The organism is Piscinibacter sp. (assembly GCF_047600445.1).
Taxonomy (GTDB): Bacteria; Pseudomonadota; Gammaproteobacteria; order Burkholderiales; family Burkholderiaceae_C; genus Piscinibacter.
Window position 1 is genome coordinate 325,570 of the sequence record NZ_JASGKT010000001.1, and the last position, 16,973, is coordinate 342,542.

Here is a 16,973-nt window from a genome sequence, read left to right on the forward strand (position 1 = left end):
CCGCGGGATCACTCGACCTTGATGCCGGCCGCCTTCACGACCGATCCCCACAGGGCGCCTTCGTCCCTGATGAGCTTCTGAGTCTCTTCGGGGCTTCTCAGCATGGGCTCGAATCCGAGTTCGTTGAGTCGACGCACGACAGCGGGATGGCTCAATGCCGCGCTCACCTCGGCGTGGAGGCGCTGGACGACAGCGTCGGGCGTACCCGCGCGAGCCACCAATGCCCACCACGGGGACATTTTCACGGTCGGCAGGCCCTGCTCGGACATGGTCGGGACTTCCGGCAGGAACTTGTTGCGCTGCATGTCCGCAATGGCGATCGCCTTGACCTTGCCGGCTTTCGCGAGCGGCGCGACGGCGCCCACGTTTTCGAACATGAAGTCCACTTCCTCGGCCATGACCCCCTGGACCGCGGCGGCAGTCCCCTTGTAGGGAACGTGCTGAAAGTTCGCGTTGGCTTGCGAGCGCAGCATCTCGCTCAACATGTGGCTGCCGGTACCGATGCCCGGCGACGAGAACTGGACGGACTTCTGCGCGGTTGCCTTGGCGAGCAGTTGCTTGACGCTGGCGATCGGACTTGCCGCCGGCACGACCAGCACCATGCTGGCACTCATCAAGGTCGAGATGCCCTGGAAGTCCTTGAGCGGGTCGAAGGTCAGCTTGGCATAGAGCGAGGGATTGATCGAAAGCGCACCCACATCGCCGACAAACAGGGTGTACCCGTCGGCCGGGGCCTGCAGCAGCGCGGAAGCGGCGATCTGCCCGCCGCCGCCCGGCCGGTTGTCGATGACGATAGGCTGGGCCATGGTCTCGCTCAGGCGTTGGCCCACCAAGCGCGTGACCGTGTCGCTGGGACCACCCGGTGGGAACGGCACGAGGATGCGCAAGGGCTTGGACGGATAGGTCTCGGCCCCGGCTGGACCGGCGCCAAGCAGCGCAAGGGCCGCGGCCGCCACGAGGGCGCGACGGGAAATTGAGGCAAGCGTCATCAATGTCTCCTGTTCGAATGGTTCCGCGGCTGCGGTGTCCGAGCATCCTAAGAATCGCTGCATCGCTTCGATGTGCGCTCGTCATGTCGTTCCGCCTGCCGGAATGGCGAAGCATGATCTGCCTGGCCGGGCGCCCCTGGAACTACGCTGCGGGCCGATCTGCTTTTGATTGGAGATGGCATGAGACTCGCGAGCTACCGGCAGGGCACACGCGACAGCATCGGCGCGGTGAACGCTGACGGCACGCAGTTGTTCGATCTGCCGAGCGCCTGGTCCGACCACATCACGTCGGCGCCCGCACCGCGCACGATGCTCGAGCTGATCGAGGCGGGCCCGGCGACGATGGTGTCGCTTCGCCAGGCGCTGCCGGCCATCATGGCCGCTCAGCGCGGCGTGCCTATCGCCGAGGTCGCGCTACAACCGCCGGTGCGTCGGCCCTCGAAGATCGTCTGCCTCGCGCTCAACAACAGCGCGAACAGCGAACGCATCATGCAGGGTCCAAAGCACCCTGCGACGTTCATCAAGCCTGCCAGTTCGCTCATCGGCCACGATGACTCGATCGAACTGCGCGCCGACTACGGCCGCGTGCATCCGGAGCCGGAGCTTGCAGTGATCATTGGCAAGGAAGCCAAGAACGTGCGCGCCGAGCAGGCCTACGACCACGTCTTCGGCTACACCGCGCACAACGACATCACCGGAGCCACGATGCGCGGGGAGGACACATTCCACTACCGGGCGATCCACCCGGCCGCCGCGGGGTCGCTGGAGACGCGCTACGTCGACACCTGGGTCAGCTATCCCGGACGCTACAAAGGCAGCGACTCCTTCGGATGCATGGGGCCGTGGCTCGTCACCGCGGACGACATCGCCGACCCGCACGATCTTGCGATCGCCTGCGGGCACCAGGGACGGGTCATCACTGAGGACAACACGGCGAACCTGACCTTCAAGACGCCGGAAGTCATCGCCTTCCTGTCGCGCTACATGACTCTGTGGCCGGGCGACATCGTGTCCATGGGCACGGCGCTGAAGAAGTCGGGCTCGGGTGGCGCTGTGCAGAATGTCGACCTCTACAACTTGGGCGGCCCCGTGACGGTGACCATCGAGCGCATCGGCACGCTCAGCAACGGCGTCCGGCGCCTGGACACGGAGCAATCGTGATGCCTGCGCGTCCGGGGAACACGGCGCTCGTGTGCGTGTCCCATTCGCCGATCATCATGATCCGCGCACGCGCTCCGGCGGAAGAGGCAGAGCTGCTCGCGTACTACGAACGCTGCGCGGCGCGGATCGACAGCTTCGAGCCGGAGCAGGTCGTGGTGTTCGGCACCGACCACTTCGCCGGCTTCCACCTGTCGACGATGCCGGCGCATTGCGTAGGGCTCGACGCCGAAGCGGTCGACGACATCGGCGGCTTCCCGGGTCGCCTTGCCGTCCCGCGCGAACAGGCGACAGCGCTGGTGCAGCACCTGCGCACGTCCGACTTCGACACCGCCGTCTCCTACAAGATGCGCATCGACCATGGCTTCTCGCAGCCGCTGAAGCGCCTGCTGGGCAGCCACGATCGCTTTCCGGTGATTCCCGTCTTCATCGGCGCGCTGGTGCAGCCCTACCTGCCGTTTCGTCGCTCGCGCCTGCTCGGCGAGGCGATCGGACGCTTCGTCGCATCGACAGGCAAACGCACGCTGTTCATGGGATCGGGCGGCATGTCTCACCACCCGACGCGCTACTACCCGATGGTCGGAGAAGGAGCCCCCGACGTCGCGGCCTACCAGCTCGACGGTGCGCGCGGCGGAACGTTCAGCGATGAGCAGTGGTTCCGGCGCATACACGACATGCACATCGAGGGAGCGGAGATGCTGGTGTCCGGCGCCCGCACGCGCGCGGACATCCGGCTCAACCCGCAGCTCGACAACGAGGTTCTGGATGCGCTGTGCGCCGGCAGGCCGCAACTGCTGGACGACTGGGATCCGGTCGACCTCGTGCAGCGCGCCGGCATCGGCTTCCTCGAACTGCACACCTGGGTGTGCGCGACGGCGGCACACCTCGCCGCCGGCGGCTCGGCACCCTCCGAGCGCGCCTATGCGCCAACCCTGGAATACGGCATCGGCTACGGCATGGTCTCAGCCGACCTGTAGCCCGCGCCTCTCATCCGGAACGACACATGCAACAGCCCCCTCACGCCTCTGCCCTGGCGCGCGCCAACGAACGCCTCGCCGATGCCAGCACCCCGCTCATCGAGGATTGCTGGTACATCGCCGGCTGGGCGGAAGACTTCTCGCGCGAGCTGAAGGAACGCACGCTGCTCGGCCACAGCCTCGTGTTCTACCGCGACACCAAGGGCACGCCGGTGGCGTTGCGCAACCGATGTCCGCACCGCTCCTACCCACTCGTGCACGGCAAGCTGGAAGGCGACGTGCTTCGCTGCGGCTACCACGGCCTGGCGTTCCGCGCCGACGGCAGCTGCGCCGACATTCCGATGCAGACGAGCATCCCGCCGACGGCCTGCACGCGCTCGTATCCGCTCGTGGAACAAGGCCCGCTGGTCTGGATCTGGACCGGCGACCCTGCCGCGGCCAACACGTCACGCGTGCCCGACACGGGCTGGCTGACCGACTCGAGCTGGGACTTCGCGCGCGGTTATTTGCACCTGAACGCCAACTACGCCTACCTGCACGAGAACCTGCTGGACCTGTCGCACTTCACATACCTCCATCCCAGCACGCTCGGCACACCCGAGTACGCGAAGGCGCCCTTCGAGATGCAGGCCGAAGGCGATACGGTCCGCATAACGCGGTTCGTCGCCGAGTGCGAGGTTCCGCCGATGTACCGCCCGACCGGCATCGAGGGCAAGATGTCGCGCAGGACGTACTCCGAGTTCAGCTCCCCGGCGCTGCACCGCGCCGAGGTCGAGTTGCGCGACCTGCAGGCGCCGGCCAGCCGGCGCGCCGAGTTCCACGGCCGCATCACGCACTTCGTGACGCCGGAAACCCGGACGAGCACCCACTACTGGTTCACCTTCGCACGCGACTTTGCGTTGCGAGACCCGGCGGTTACAGCGATGTTCGAGAGCAACGCCCGCACGGCGTTCGCGGAAGACAAGTTCGCGCTCGAGGAAGCGGCCCGCATGCACCGCCTAGAGCCGGAGGCGACACGGCTGGAGATCCACGTCAAGAGCGACGCGGCCGGCGGCGCGGCGCGGCGCCTGCTGAAACAGATGGCGGACAAGCAGATCGCGTGAGCCCGCCACTCGTCGTGCTGTCGTCGATGGCGACGCGGCATCTGCTCGCGGAGGCCGTCCATCCGTGCCGGCAGGAGCTCGCCATCGAGCTCGAGGTGCGGTCCGTGAGCGGCTCGAAAGCGCTCGACGTGTTGCGGAGCGGGTTCGCCTGCGATGCCGTCCTGCTCAGCGACGAGGTGGTCTCGTCCGCCGAGGCCGCCGGGCACCTGGTTCCGGGCACGAGCACCGCGATTGCCTTGTCGCCCATCGCCGCCGCCGTCGCCTCCGACGCGCAGTCGGTCGACATCTCGACGCCACAGGCCTTTCGCGCGGCGATCGCGGCGGCGGCGTCGGTCGGCATCTCCAGCGGCCCGAGCGGCCGCCACCTGAGGCAGCGCTTCATCGCAGGAGGCTTCGGTGCCGACCTCGACGGACGTCTCGTGGTAGCCGAGGCGGGCATCCCGGTCGCGTCGCTGATCGCGGACGGGCGCGTTGCGCTGGGATTTCAGCAACTCAGCGAGCTGCTGCCGGCGCGCGGCCTTCGCATCATTGGCTGCCCGCCGGACCAGGAGCAGTGCGTCACCCGCTTCTGCCTCGCGGCGACGCGCGGGGCGCAATCGGCAAACTTCCGGCGGCTCGCCGACTGGCTCCGGGGGCCAGCGTTCCAACCGTCGCTATGCAAACATGGATTGAGACCCACCGATGAGCCTTGACCGCCTTCCCGCGCTGCCGCGCGAGAGCTGGACGCCGCTGCAGGCAGAGTGCGCCGACGAAGTCATCTCGGGTCCGCGCCGAGCGCTGATCTCGCCGTTCGTCCCGCTTCTGCGCAGCCCGGAGCTGATGCGTCATGCGCAGCGCATGGGGGAGTACCTGCGCTACCGCAGCGCGCTCGGACTCCATCTGTCGGAGTTCGTCATCCTGCTCGTGGCGCGTGCGTGGTCGCAGCCGGTCGAGTGGGCGATCCATGCGCCGATCGCGCAGCGCGCGGGCGTGTCGCCGGCGACGATCGCCGCGATCGCCGAAGGCAGGCGCCCGGCGGACCTGTCCGCGCACGAGGCGCTCGTCTACGACTTCTGCAAGGAGCTGGAAAGCCACCGCACCGTCGCCGACACGACCTGGACGCAGGCCGTGTCGGCGTTTGGAGAAGCGGGGACGGTCGACCTGCTCGGACTCGTCGGCTACTACGGTCTGCTCGCGGTGGTCATGAACGCGGCGCGGACGGCCGTGCCCGCCGATGGCGCGCCCACGCTTCCCGCCCTGCCCTGACATGCGGTCCGCACGGCCTACGAGGCCGCGCCCTCTTGCCCGACCCGCTTTCGCATCTCGCTGCCGATCTGCGCCGCGGTCGCGTTGAGCACCGGTACGCGCTCCACCAACAGGCGCTGGTCCATCAGCTTGCCGAACGTCGTCATGCTCAGTACGCCGGCGACCTCGGTGTCGACCTTGATCGGAACGGCGACGGTCGCGCTATCCCCCGGGCGGCTCGGCAGCCTGAGCCCATACCCCTTCTGCTGCGCCGATCGAATCTGACTCCAGATGCTGCGCTCCAGCCCGGAATGCACGGGCGCCGCGTCCACCAGCGCCCGCAGCAGGGATTCGCGCTGAAGTTCGTCGCAGAACGCCAGATAGGCCATCCCGCTCGCCGAACCCAGCAGGCCGTGCCGGTGGCCCACCGTCGTCGCCTGCACCGCCAGCGGGCTGTAGGGCATCGTGCTGTAGCGGATCACAATCACCGTGCCCTCGAGCGTGCCGATGGCCAGCGGCCATTTGATCTCGCGCGTCACGCGCTTGACGATCGGCACCCCGACATCAACCACCAGCGACCGCCGCGTGTAGCCGGCACCGAGCTCGCGAACCTTCTCGGACACACGATAGGCGCCCGCCTGCTCCTCGGCCTGGGCGTAGCCGGCATGGCACAGCGTCGTGAGAAGCCGATGGATCGTCGTCTTCGGCAGCCCGAGGATCTTGTGGAGTTCGGCGAGGGAAATGGCCTCATGCTCGTTGAGCACCGCCAGGACCCGCAGTGCCCGTGTCACGGAGCGGATGATTCCATCCCCGTGCATGTCTTCAGCCTGGGGCATGAGTGTCTTCCGAGCGAGGATCGTGGGGCACGGGTTGCGAGATGATAGTCACACAAAGTGCCCCGGCACCGGGCACGCGCCGCGAGACAGGCGCGCCGCCCGCCTAGACTGGCCATCCCACAACAAGCTCAGGGATGTTTCCATGCTTCGCTGCCTCGCGCTGTGCTGTACGGCCGTGCTGTCCACCGGTTGCGCCACCATCGTCAACGACGCCACCCACCCGATGAAGATCGAGACGCAGACGGACGCCGGCCAGATGGTCGCGGGCGCCGAATGCAAGCTCACCAACGACTACGGCACGCTCACGGCCAAGTCCGGCGAAACCGCTCAGGTGCGCCGCTCGGGCAAGGATCTGGACATCGTCTGCAAGCACCCCGAGAACCCCGACGCGACCGCGCGCGCCATCTCGCGCGTCAACGGCGGCATGTTCGGCAACATCCTCATCGGCGGCGGCATCGGCGCCCTCATCGACCACAACAAGGGCACGGCCTACACCTACCCGACCTGGGTCCAGCTCGTGTTCGGCAAGACGCTGGTGATCGATCGCAGCACCGAGAAAGACGGCAAGCCGGCGATCGGCGTCGAGCCGGCCGCGCCGGCGGCCTCCGCCGCACCCGCCGCGTCCGCGGCCCGTTAGCCGCCGGCGGGCGACGCCCGCCAGCCGCGCCGGCACGCGGCTCCCTTAACATCGCGCGTCTTTGCTCCCGCGCCCGTCCGTGCCTGCCGCCACCACCCCGCTCGCCGTCCTGAACGAGGTGTTCGGCTACCCCGCCTTCCGCGGCCAGCAGGCGGCGGTCGTCGAGCACGTGGTCGCCGGCGGCGACGCGCTGGTGCTGATGCCCACCGGCGGCGGCAAGAGCCTGTGCTACCAGGTGCCGGCGATCGTGCGGCATCGCCGCGAGCGCGGCGTGGCGATCGTCGTCAGCCCGCTGATCGCGCTGATGCACGACCAGGTCGGCGCGCTCGAAGAGGCCGGCGTGCGCGCCGCCTTCCTCAACTCCACGCTGACGCTCGACGAGGCGCAGCGCATCGAGCGCGAGATGATGTCCGGCCGCCTGGTGCTGCTGTACGCCGCGCCGGAGCGCGTGACGACGCCGCGCTTCCTCGCGCAGCTCGATTCGCTGCACGAACGCGGGCTGCTCAGCCTGTTCGCGATCGACGAGGCGCACTGCGTCAGCCAGTGGGGCCACGATTTCCGCGAGGACTACCTCGGCCTGTCGGTGCTGCACGAGCGCTACGCCGACGTGCCGCGCATCGCGCTGACCGCCACGGCCGACGCGCTGACGCGCGCCGACATCATCGAGCGGCTGCAGCTCGGTGCGGCGCAGGTCTTCATCAGCAGCTTCGACCGGCCCAACATCCGCTACGCCATCGTCGAGAAGGACGACGCGCGGCGCCAGTTGCTGCGCTTCATCCGCGACGAGCACGAGGGCGACGCGGGCATCGTCTACTGCCAGTCGCGCAAGAAGGTCGAGGAGACCGCGGCCTGGCTGAACGACGAGGGCATCGCCGCGCTGCCGTACCACGCCGGGCTCGACGCCGAGCTGCGCCGCCGCAACCAGGACCGCTTCCTGCGCGAAGAGGGCGTGGTGATGGTCGCCACCATCGCCTTCGGCATGGGCATCGACAAGCCCGACGTGCGTTTCGTCGCGCACCTCGACCTGCCCAAGAACATCGAGAGCTACTACCAGGAGACCGGCCGCGCCGGCCGCGACGGCGAGCCGGCCGACGCCTGGATGGCCTACGGCCTGGCCGACGTGGTGAACCAGCGCCGCATGATCGACGAGAGCCCGGCCGACGAGGAGTTCAAGCGCGGCCAGCGCGCCAAGCTCGACGCGCTGCTCGCGCTGGCCGAGGCGCACGACTGCCGGCGCGTGCGCCTGCTGGCCTACTTCGGCGAGCACAGCCAGCCCTGCGGCAACTGCGACAACTGCCTGAACCCGCCGGCCACCTGGGACGCGACCGAGGCCTCGCGCAAGGCGCTGAGCTGCGTCTACCGCTTCCGCCAGCAGCGCGGCCAGCGCTTCGGCGCCGGCCACCTGATCGACGTGCTGCGCGGCAAGCGCACCGACAAGGTGGCGCAGTACGGCCACGAGACGCTCTCCACCTTCGGCATCGGCGCGGACCTGGGCGAGCCGCAGTGGCGCGGCGTGCTGCGCCAGTTGATCGCGCTCGGCCACCTGCGCGCCGAGGGTGAATACAACACGCTCGAACTGACGGACAGCGCGCGCGAGGTGCTCAAGGGCGAGGTGCAACTGCTGCTGCGCGTGCCCAGCGAGGCGCCCCGCCGCGGCCGCGCGGGCCGCGGCGGCGGCGCGAAGGAGAAGGCCGCGCCGGTCGCGCTCGACGAGGCCGGCCAGCGCCGCTACGCCGCGCTGAAGACCTGGCGCGCCGAGGTGGCGCGCGAGCACAACCTGCCGGCCTACGTGGTGTTCCACGACGCCACGCTGGCCGAGATGGCGCGCAGCCGGCCGGACTCGCTGGACGCGCTGGGCGGCATCAGCGGCGTCGGCGCGAAGAAGCTCGAAGCCTACGGGCGCGAGATCCTGCGCGTGCTCGACGCCGCCGCGTGAGCCGCCGCGCCGCTCACAGCGTGTAGTCGCCGCTGGCCTCGGGCTGGAACAGCAGCGCCTCGACGCGCGCCGCGCGGGCGCGGCCGTCGGGCGTGGTCCAGCACGCGGTCTCGCCGCAGCGCAGGCCGAGCAGCGCCTGGCCCAGCGGCGACAGCACCGAGACGAATCCCGCCGCGGGCTCGGCGTCGTCCGGGTAGCACAGCGTGAGCTTGATGGGCGTGGCGGCCCCGGCGTCGCGCAGCAGCACCTGCGAGTACATGGTCACGACGTCGGGGCCGACGGCGCGCGACGGCACGACGTGCGCCGCCTCCAGCAGCGCGCCGATGGCGGCGGGATCGGCCGGCTGCCGTTGCAGCAGCCGGGTCAGGCGCACGTGGTCGAGTTCGGTGAGCGTGCGGTCGAGGTCGGCGAAAGCCATGCCGGTGTCCTTTCGAGGCAGGAGCAGCGCCTGAAGGGTGGCCCGGCGATCGAGAAAGGCGCGGAAGAAGGAGAAGGAGGAAGAGCGATCGCCGGGCTAGAAGGGTGCGGCCGGCTGGCGCCAGGCGCGCGCGGCTCGCGTCGCCCGCGGCGGGGCGACGTCGTGGCGAGGGGCGGCAGCCGGGCGACGCATGCGGCCATGCTAGCCGCGCCGCAATGTCGCACGGCGGCAGTGCGGTATGGCCGCGCCGTTGGCGCTGCGCCGGCTCAGGGCGTCACGCTCACCGTGAGACGGTCGCTCTCGGCCGTGCGGCTGGCGCCATCGCGCGCCCGCGCGTAGACGGTCAGCGTGCTGCGGCCGTCGGCCGGCACCGGCACGTTCCATTCGTAGGGCGGGCGGCCGGTGCTGCCCAGGCGCGTGTCGGCGCCGGGGTCGACGCGGTAGAACGCCACCTCGTCGATGCCGCTGTCGGCGTCGGACGCGGCGGCCACCACGCGCAGCGTGCCGCCGGCCGGCACGCTGGCTTGCGCGCTGGTGATGCTCACCGAGGGCGGGCCGAAGTCGTCGTCGCCCCAGCTCCAGCCGAGGTAGACGCCGCCGCCGCAGCCGGCAAGCAGCAGGGCGAGGGATGCGGACAGCGCGGCGATTCGTCTCATGCCGCGATGGTACGCATCAGCCGCGCGGCAGTCGCGCCAGTTCGTCGCCGACGAGCTTGACGATCAGGCGGTCGAGCGTCTGCACCGAGTAGCCGCGCACGTCGTGCGGCGTCTGCGTGCCCGGCCCGCTGCCGGGGTCGGCGGCATCCTTGTAGGTCAGGAAGACGAAGCGCCCGGCGGTGTACTGCGCGATCTGGCGGTAGACGTACTCGCCCACCGGGTCGAGCCCGCTGGCGCCGACGGCAAACAGCTTGATGCCCTTGGCCAGCGCGGCCTGCATGTCGATGTCGTACTGCGGACAGGCGCCGGGCCGCCCCGAGCCTGGACGCTGCCCCCTCGGGGGGCCGAAGCCTTCGGCTTCGGGGGGCTCCATGCACCCGCCGTAGTCGAGGTGCGGCGGCGCGTCGGCGACCAGCACCACCATGCGCGCCGCGTCGGCGCGCCAGCTCAGGCGGTGCACCGTCTCGTGCAGCGCCTCGTTGAGCGCCTCGGGCGTGTCGCCGCCACCGCCGGCCTGCACACGCGCCAGCACGCCCTGGAAGGCGGCCAGGTCGTCGGTGAAGTCGTGCGTGCGCGTCAGGAAAGCGTCGCCGCGGTCGCGGTAGGCCACCAGGCCCCAGCAGATGTCGGGCTGGCCGGGCAGTTGCGCGATCTGCTGCGCCATCGCGCGCATCGAGGCCTTCAGCTTGGCGATCTCGTCGCCCATCGAGCCGGTGGCATCGACCAGGAACACGAGGTCCAGGCGCGCACGCTGCGCCGGGTTCTGCGCGCCCCCCAGGCGCACCTGCAACGCGGCGCGCTGCTCGCCGCGCAGCAGCGTGGCGCGCGACCAGGCCGCGCCCTTGCGCACCGCGATGCCGAGCGCGCGGTCGTCGACGCCGGGGGCGAGAAAGGCGCGCGGGTGCAGCCAGACGCGCCCGGCGGTGTCGGTGCGGGCCCACATCACCGGCTCGGCGCGGCCGGCGCGCTGCACCGCCACCTCGGCGTCGTGCACCGGGCGGCCGGCGGCATCGGTGACTTCGAGCAGGTAGCGCTCGGCGATGTCGCGCTCGCGCACCGCCAGGCCGGCGTTGCGCTGGCGGTAGGCGAGGTATTCGCCGAAGTCGGCGTTGTCGTCGACCATGCCGGCGGTGACCGCTTCGCGGCGCGGCGCGATGCGCGGCGCGGGCTGCGGCAGCGCCGCCGTGGCGGCGGGTGCGGGCGCCATGCTTCTGGCCGCCATCTCGGCACGACCCTCGGCACGACCCTCGGCGCGGTCTTCGGCGCGGTCTTCGGCGGCGGCCGGCGCGCTCTCGGCGTGGCCGAGGCCGCGGCGCAGGCGGCCTTCGCTCCACTGGCCGCCGCCGCCCGGCACCTCGCGCGTGCCCGGCAGGCGGCGGCAGTGGCTCGCGCTCGGCGGCTCGAAGGCCGGCAGCGTGAAGTCCTGCTGCTGCTGCGGCGCCGGCGGCTCGTTCCAGGCCGGCGGCCAGGCGGCGGGCGCGGCCTGCGCGCAGGCGGCCAGCAAGGCCAGCGCGGCGCCCAGCGGCGCGAGGGTGGACAAGAAGAATCGCGGGGCTCCCATCGTCATGCTCCTGTTCGTCGTGGGGGGACGAGGCTGATACGCGACAGGGCGCCGAACGGGGTGACAACGGGGTGGCGCCGGCTGAACCACGGCTCGAACTACAAATGGAAATCACCCCGTTCGCGCGCGCCGGCCGTAGCAAGGGCGGATGAGGCAGACTCCCACCCCGATGAGCGAGCAAGCCCTGCCCGATGACGACGACGCCTTGATGGCCGCCTACGCGCGCGGCGAGGCCGCGGCGTTCGAGCAGCTCTACGCGCGCCACCGGCTGGCGCTGTACCGCTTCGTGCGGCGGCTGCTGGGCGGCGCCCACGCGGCGCAAGCCGACGAGGTGTTCCAGGACACCTGGCTGCGCGTGGTGCAGGCGCGCGCGCGCTGGCAGCCGCAGGGCGCGAGCTTCCGCACCTGGCTGTTCACGCTGGCGCACCACCGCGCCATCGACCTGCTGCGCAAGAGCGGCCGCGAGGTCGCGCTCGATGCGCACGCGGGCGAAGACGGCGAGCCCTGGCAGCCCGAGGCCGGCGTCAACGCCTGGCAGCACTGGCCCGCGCCGGCCGCGGCCGCCTTGCAGGGCGATGAACTGGCCTTCTGGCGCCGCGCCGGCGAGAAGCTGCTCGCCTGCCTCGACGAGCTGCCGCTGGCGCAGCGCAGCGCCTTCCTGCTGCACCACGACGACGGCCTCGCGCTGGCCGAGGTGGCGCATGCGCTGGAAGTCGGCTTCGAGACGGCCAAGACGCGGCTGCGCTATGCGATGGCCAAGCTGCGTGCCTGCATGGGCGCCTACCTCGCGCCGGAGTCGCCGCGATGAATGAATCGCATGAGAGCAGCGACCTGCCGCGCGACGCCTGGCTGCGCGAGGCGCTGCGCCACGCGCCCGACGCCGAGGCCGCGCCGCCGCCCAAGCTGAACGAAACGATTCTGCGCATGGGCCGCGCCGCGGTGGCGCCGCGCATCGAGCGCGCGCCGGCGGCGGTGAACTCGGGCACGCTGCGCGAAGGCGGCGGCGCACCGGGCCCGCTGGCGGCGCTGTGGGCCTGGCTGGCGCGGCCGCCGGTGGCGGCGGGCTTCGCCGCGGTGTTCCTCTGCACCGTGGCCGGCGTCGTGTGGATGGGCGACTCGCCCGACGAGAACGACGCCGCGCCGCGCGAGGAGGTCGTGGCGGCCGCACCGCCCGCGCCTGTCACACCCGCACCCGCCACACCCGCACCCGCGACAGCCCCCGCCGAGACGCGCGCGCCCGAAGCGGCCCGGCGTGTCGCCGAGAAGCCGGCACCCGCCATCGTGGCCGCCGCGCCGGCGCGCAAGGTCGAAGCGCAGCAGCCGCCGCCCGTGGTCGCGGCGGCGCCGGCCCCGCCGGCGCCAGCCACTGCGGCCCCCGCCGCCGCCGAGATGGCCACGCGCGACAGCGCCCGCGCCGAGCGCCGCGAAGCCGCCGCGGCGGGCATGGCCGCCGCCACTGCGGCCGCCGCGCCCGCGCCGGCCGCCTCCGCCGTCGAAACGCCCAGCCTGAGCAACCTGCGCTTCGAGATCCGCCGCAAGGCCGAGGCCTGGAGCTGGCAGCGCGACGACGGCGAGTCGCGCGCGATGGACGACGCGATGCAGAACTGGATCGCCCAGGCCGACCGCGCGTCGCGCCCGTCCTGGCAGCACGGCGCCGCGGCCGGCGCGACCACGAGCACCACGCTGCGCTTCACGCGCGACGGCGTCACGCGCGCCGTGCTGCGCCTGGGCCCCAACGGCATGCAGCTCACGCGCGGCGGCAAGACCGAGTCGGTGGCGCTGTCGGCCGGCCAGATGGGCGCGCTGCAATCCTCGCTCGACGCGCTCGGCCCCTGAGGTGAGCCTGGGTGGCTTCGCCCGCCTCGCTATGATGGGCGGTTTGCCCCGAGCGAAGCGATGCCGCCCTCTCCCGCTCCCGTCGTTCCCGAGTCGCCGGCCATCCGCGTCGGGGATGACAACGCGCACGCCATCCGCGTGCGCGGGGCCCGCACCCACAACCTCAAGAACATCGACCTCGACATCCCGCGCCACCGGCTGGTGGTGATCACCGGGCTGTCGGGCTCGGGCAAGTCGAGCCTGGCCTTCGACACGCTCTACGCCGAGGGCCAGCGCCGCTACGTCGAGAGCCTGTCGGCCTACGCGCGCCAGTTCCTGCAACTGATGGACAAGCCCGACGTCGACGTGATCGAGGGCCTGTCGCCGGCGATCAGCATCGAGCAGAAGGCCACCAGCCACAACCCGCGCTCGACGGTGGGCACCGTCACCGAGATCCACGACTACCTGCGCCTGCTCTACGCGCGCGCCGGCACGCCGTTCTGCCCCGACCACCACCTGCCGCTGCGCGCGCAGAGCGTCAGCCAGATGGTCGACGCGGCGCTGGCGCTGCCCGAGGGCACGCGGCTGATGGTGCTGGCACCGGTGGTGCGCGACCGCAAGGGCGAGTTCGCCGAGGCCTTCGCCGACTGGCAGGCGCAGGGTTTCGTGCGCTTCCGCGTCGACGGCACCGCCTTCGAGGCGGCCGAGCTGCCCAGGCTGAAGAAGACCGAGAAGCACGACATCGACGTGGTGATCGACCGCGTCAAGGTGCAGCCCGGCCTGCAGCAGCGCCTGGCCGAGAGCTTCGAGGCCGCGCTGCGCCTCGCCGAGGGCCGCGCGATCGCGCTGGAGATGGACACCGGCGCCGAGCACCTGTTCTCCAGCCAGTTCGCCTGCCCGGTGTGCAGCTACTCGCTGCCCGAGCTCGAGCCGCGCCTGTTCTCGTTCAACTCGCCGGTGGGCGCCTGCCCGAGCTGCGACGGGCTGGGCCAGGTGACGGCCTTCGACGCCGAGCGTGTGGTCGCCTTCCCGTCGCTGTCGCTGGCCAGCGGCGCGGTCAAGGGCTGGGACCGGCGCAACGCCTACACCTTCTCGCTGCTGGAAAGCGTGGCGCGCCACTACGCCTTCGACATCGACACGCCCTTCGAGGAACTGCCCGAGACCGCACGCCGCGTGCTGCTGCACGGCTCGGGCGGCGAGGACATCGAGTTCGTCTACCAGGCCGAAGGCGCCAAGGGCCGGCAGCGCGTGGTCAAGCGCCACCATCCCTTCGAGGGGATCCTGCCGAACTTCGAGCGGCGCTTCCGCGAGACCGACTCGGCCGCGGTGCGCGAAGACCTGGCGCGCTACCAGGCCGCCCGCCCCTGCCCCGACTGCGAAGGCGCGCGGCTGCGGCGCGAGGCGCGCAACGTGTTCCTGGTCAGCGGCGCCGAGACGGCCGACGCGCCCCAGGAGCCGATCTACCGCGTCGAGCACTTCACGCTGCGCGAGTGCCTGGCCTACTTCGAGTCGCTGCGGCTGGAAGGCGCCAAGGCCGGCATCGCCGACAAGGTGGTGCGCGAAATCCGCTCGCGGCTGCAGTTCCTCAACGACGTGGGCCTGAACTACCTGAGCCTGGACCGCTCGGCCGACACGCTCTCGGGCGGCGAGGCGCAGCGCATCCGCCTCGCCTCGCAGATCGGCTCGGGCCTGACCGGCGTGATGTACGTGCTCGACGAGCCCAGCATCGGGCTGCACCAGCGCGACAACGAACGCCTGATCGGCACGCTGCGCCACCTGCGCGACCTGGGCAACAGCGTGCTGGTGGTCGAACACGACGAAGACGCGATCCGCGCCGCCGACCACGTGATCGACCTCGGCCCCGGCGCCGGCGTGCACGGCGGCCGCGTGATCGCGCAGGGCACGGCCGACGAGGTGGCCGCCAACCCCGAATCGCTGACCGGCCGCTACCTCGCGCGCGCGCTGAGGATCGAGGTGCCGCGACGCCGCCGCGCGTTCGCCGACGGCGCCGCGACGCAGGCGCTGAAGATCACCGGCGCGCGCGGCAACAACCTGAGGAACGTCGACGTCGACATCCCGGTGGGCCTGTTCACCTGCGTCACCGGCGTGTCGGGCTCGGGCAAGAGCACGCTGGTCAACGACACGCTGTACGCCGCGGTGGCGCGCAAGCTCTACAACGCGCACGCCGAGGCCGCGCCGCACGACACGATCGACGGGCTGGACGCCTTCGACAAGGTGATCAACGTCGACCAGAGCCCGATCGGCCGCACGCCGCGCTCCAACCCGGCCACCTACACCGGCCTGTTCACGCCGATCCGCGAGCTGTTCGCCGAGGTGCCGATGGCGCGCGAGCGCGGCTACGGCGCCGGGCGCTTCAGCTTCAACGTCGCCTCGTCGTCGGGCGGCGGGCGCTGCGAGGCCTGCCAGGGCGACGGCGTGATCAAGGTGGAGATGCACTTCCTGCCCGACGTCTACGTGCCCTGCGACGTCTGCCACGGCCGGCGCTACAACCGCGAGACGCTGGAGGTGCTCTACAAGGGCAGGAACATCACCGAGGTGCTCGACCTGACGGTGGAAGACGCGCATGCGTTCTTCGCCGCCGTGCCCACGCTGGCGCGCAAGCTGCGCACGCTGCTCGACGTGGGCCTGGGCTACATCCGCCTCGGCCAGAGCGCGACCACGCTGTCCGGCGGCGAGGCGCAGCGCGTCAAGCTGGCGCTGGAGCTCTCCAAGCGCGACACCGGCCGCACGCTCTACATCCTCGACGAGCCGACCACCGGGCTGCACTTCGCCGACATCGCGCTGCTGCTGCGCGTGCTGCACCAGTTGCGCGACGCCGGCAACACCATCGTCGTGATCGAACACAACCTCGACGTGATCAAGACCGCCGACTGGGTCATCGACATGGGCCCCGAAGGCGGCGCCGGCGGCGGCACGGTGGTGGCGCAGGGCACGCCGGAAGAAGTGGCGGGCCATCCGCACAGCCATACGGGGAGATATCTGGCGGGGCTGCTCTAGACTGCGCCTCCCGCACACACGAACGAGGAGCCGGCGATGGCGCTGACGGTGGACTACTACTTCGCCCCCCACTCGCCGTGGACCTACCTCGGCCACGAGCGCTTCGCGCGGATCGCCGGCGAGGCCGGCGCGGCGATCAACGTGCTGCCGGTCGACCTGGGCGGCAAGGTCTTCCCGGTCTCCGGCGGGCTGCCGCTGGCCAAGCGCGCGCCGCAGCGCCTGGCCTACCGGCTCGTCGAGCTGCAGCGCTTCAGCGAGTTCCTCGGCCGGCCGATCGTGCTGCAGCCGAAGTTCTTCCCGGTCAACCCCGACGACGCCGCCAAGCTGATCATCGCGGTCGACATGCACGACGGCGGCGACGCGGCGATGCGCATCGCCGGGCGCATCCTGCGCGGCGTGTGGGTCGACGAGCGCAACATCGCCGACCCGCGCGACCTGGCGAAGATCGTCGCGGAGGAAGGCCTGCCGGCGCGCCGCCTCGACGACGCGATGAGCCAGGCGGCCCATGTGCGCTACGAGCGCGACACCGAGCGCGCCATCGCCGCCGGCGTGTTCGGCGCGCCGAGCTACGTGATCGACGGCGAGCTGTTCTGGGGCCAGGACCGGCTCGACTTCGTGCAGCGCCGCCTCGCGCGCGGCTGAGCC

16 protein-coding genes are annotated in these 16,973 nt (G+C 71.3%); 11 read left to right on the forward strand and 5 right to left on the reverse strand.

The window, feature by feature from the left end:
• Positions 1-8: 8 nt before the first annotated feature.
• The gene (locus tag QM792_RS01515) at positions 9-989 is read right to left on the reverse strand and encodes a Bug family tripartite tricarboxylate transporter substrate binding protein (RefSeq protein WP_415147406.1); all 981 of its coding nucleotides are present in this window, start codon (positions 987-989) and stop codon (positions 9-11) included.
• 180 nt (positions 990-1,169) lie between these two features.
• On the opposite strand from QM792_RS01515, the gene QM792_RS01520 reads away from it, so the two are divergent.
• The 5 genes from QM792_RS01520 to QM792_RS01540 are packed head-to-tail and all read left to right on the forward strand — an operon-like array spanning position 1,170 to position 5,472.
• The gene (locus tag QM792_RS01520) at positions 1,170-2,150 is read left to right on the forward strand and encodes a fumarylacetoacetate hydrolase family protein (protein ID WP_415147407.1); all 981 of its coding nucleotides are present in this window, start codon (positions 1,170-1,172) and stop codon (positions 2,148-2,150) included.
• Complete coding sequence (locus QM792_RS01525) at positions 2,150-3,124, forward strand: hypothetical protein (RefSeq protein ID WP_415147408.1); 975 nt, start codon at positions 2,150-2,152, stop codon at positions 3,122-3,124. Before QM792_RS01520 ends, QM792_RS01525 begins: the two co-directional genes overlap by 1 nt.
• Before the next feature lie 26 nt (positions 3,125-3,150).
• Positions 3,151-4,227, forward strand: coding sequence for a Rieske 2Fe-2S domain-containing protein (locus QM792_RS01530; protein ID WP_415147409.1), 1,077 nt, complete (start codon positions 3,151-3,153; stop codon positions 4,225-4,227).
• Complete coding sequence (locus QM792_RS01535; RefSeq protein ID WP_415147410.1) at positions 4,224-4,919, forward strand: substrate-binding domain-containing protein; 696 nt, start codon at positions 4,224-4,226, stop codon at positions 4,917-4,919. The genes QM792_RS01530 and QM792_RS01535 overlap by 4 nt, the downstream gene beginning before the upstream one ends.
• Entirely contained in the window at positions 4,909-5,472 is a 564-nt protein-coding gene (locus tag QM792_RS01540) for a carboxymuconolactone decarboxylase family protein (protein WP_415147411.1), read from the forward strand. Before QM792_RS01535 ends, QM792_RS01540 begins: the two co-directional genes overlap by 11 nt.
• Before the next feature lie 17 nt (positions 5,473-5,489).
• Here the strand turns inward: QM792_RS01540 and QM792_RS01545 are convergent, their stop codons facing one another.
• Positions 5,490-6,287: a helix-turn-helix domain-containing protein gene (locus tag QM792_RS01545; protein WP_415147412.1), complete on the reverse strand. Its 798-nt coding sequence runs from the start codon at positions 6,285-6,287 to the stop codon at positions 5,490-5,492.
• Between the two features lie 142 nt (positions 6,288-6,429).
• Here QM792_RS01545 and QM792_RS01550 point away from each other — a divergent pair, with 142 nt between their 5' ends.
• Together QM792_RS01550 and recQ are read left to right on the forward strand one after the other, a co-directional pair.
• Positions 6,430-6,924 carry a hypothetical protein gene (locus QM792_RS01550; protein WP_415147413.1) on the forward strand — a complete coding sequence of 165 codons (495 nt, stop codon included), beginning with the start codon at positions 6,430-6,432 and terminating at the stop codon, positions 6,922-6,924.
• Between the two features lie 79 nt (positions 6,925-7,003).
• Positions 7,004-8,860: a DNA helicase RecQ gene (gene recQ / locus QM792_RS01555; protein WP_415147414.1), complete on the forward strand. Its 1,857-nt coding sequence runs from the start codon at positions 7,004-7,006 to the stop codon at positions 8,858-8,860.
• Between the two features lie 13 nt (positions 8,861-8,873).
• Here the strand turns inward: recQ and QM792_RS01560 are convergent, their stop codons facing one another.
• The 3 genes from QM792_RS01560 to QM792_RS01570 form a co-directional block, all read right to left on the reverse strand.
• Positions 8,874-9,278: a GreA/GreB family elongation factor gene (locus QM792_RS01560; protein WP_415147415.1), complete on the reverse strand. Its 405-nt coding sequence runs from the start codon at positions 9,276-9,278 to the stop codon at positions 8,874-8,876.
• Between the two features lie 266 nt (positions 9,279-9,544).
• Complete coding sequence (locus QM792_RS01565; RefSeq protein ID WP_415147416.1) at positions 9,545-9,934, reverse strand: Ig-like domain-containing protein; 390 nt, start codon at positions 9,932-9,934, stop codon at positions 9,545-9,547.
• Between the two features lie 16 nt (positions 9,935-9,950).
• Positions 9,951-11,495 carry a vWA domain-containing protein gene (locus QM792_RS01570; RefSeq protein ID WP_415147417.1) on the reverse strand — a complete coding sequence of 515 codons (1,545 nt, stop codon included), beginning with the start codon at positions 11,493-11,495 and terminating at the stop codon, positions 9,951-9,953.
• A 169-nt stretch (positions 11,496-11,664) separates the two neighbouring features.
• Here QM792_RS01570 and QM792_RS01575 point away from each other — a divergent pair, with 169 nt between their 5' ends.
• Genes QM792_RS01575 through QM792_RS01590 form a run of 4 tightly spaced genes read left to right on the forward strand, consistent with a single transcriptional unit; the run spans position 11,665 to position 16,970 of the window.
• Positions 11,665-12,303 carry a sigma-70 family RNA polymerase sigma factor gene (locus tag QM792_RS01575; RefSeq protein ID WP_415147418.1) on the forward strand — a complete coding sequence of 213 codons (639 nt, stop codon included), beginning with the start codon at positions 11,665-11,667 and terminating at the stop codon, positions 12,301-12,303.
• Positions 12,300-13,331, forward strand: a complete 1,032-nt coding sequence (locus tag QM792_RS01580) for a hypothetical protein (protein ID WP_415147419.1) — start codon at positions 12,300-12,302, stop codon at positions 13,329-13,331. The genes QM792_RS01575 and QM792_RS01580 overlap by 4 nt, the downstream gene beginning before the upstream one ends.
• 60 nt (positions 13,332-13,391) lie before the next feature.
• Positions 13,392-16,328 (forward strand): excinuclease ABC subunit UvrA, encoded by a 2,937-nt coding sequence (gene uvrA / locus QM792_RS01585; protein WP_415147420.1) that lies wholly within the window; start codon positions 13,392-13,394, stop codon positions 16,326-16,328.
• 36 nt (positions 16,329-16,364) lie between these two features.
• Positions 16,365-16,970 (forward strand): 2-hydroxychromene-2-carboxylate isomerase, encoded by a 606-nt coding sequence (locus QM792_RS01590; RefSeq protein WP_415147421.1) that lies wholly within the window; start codon positions 16,365-16,367, stop codon positions 16,968-16,970.
• The last annotated feature ends 3 nt before the right edge of the window (positions 16,971-16,973 follow it).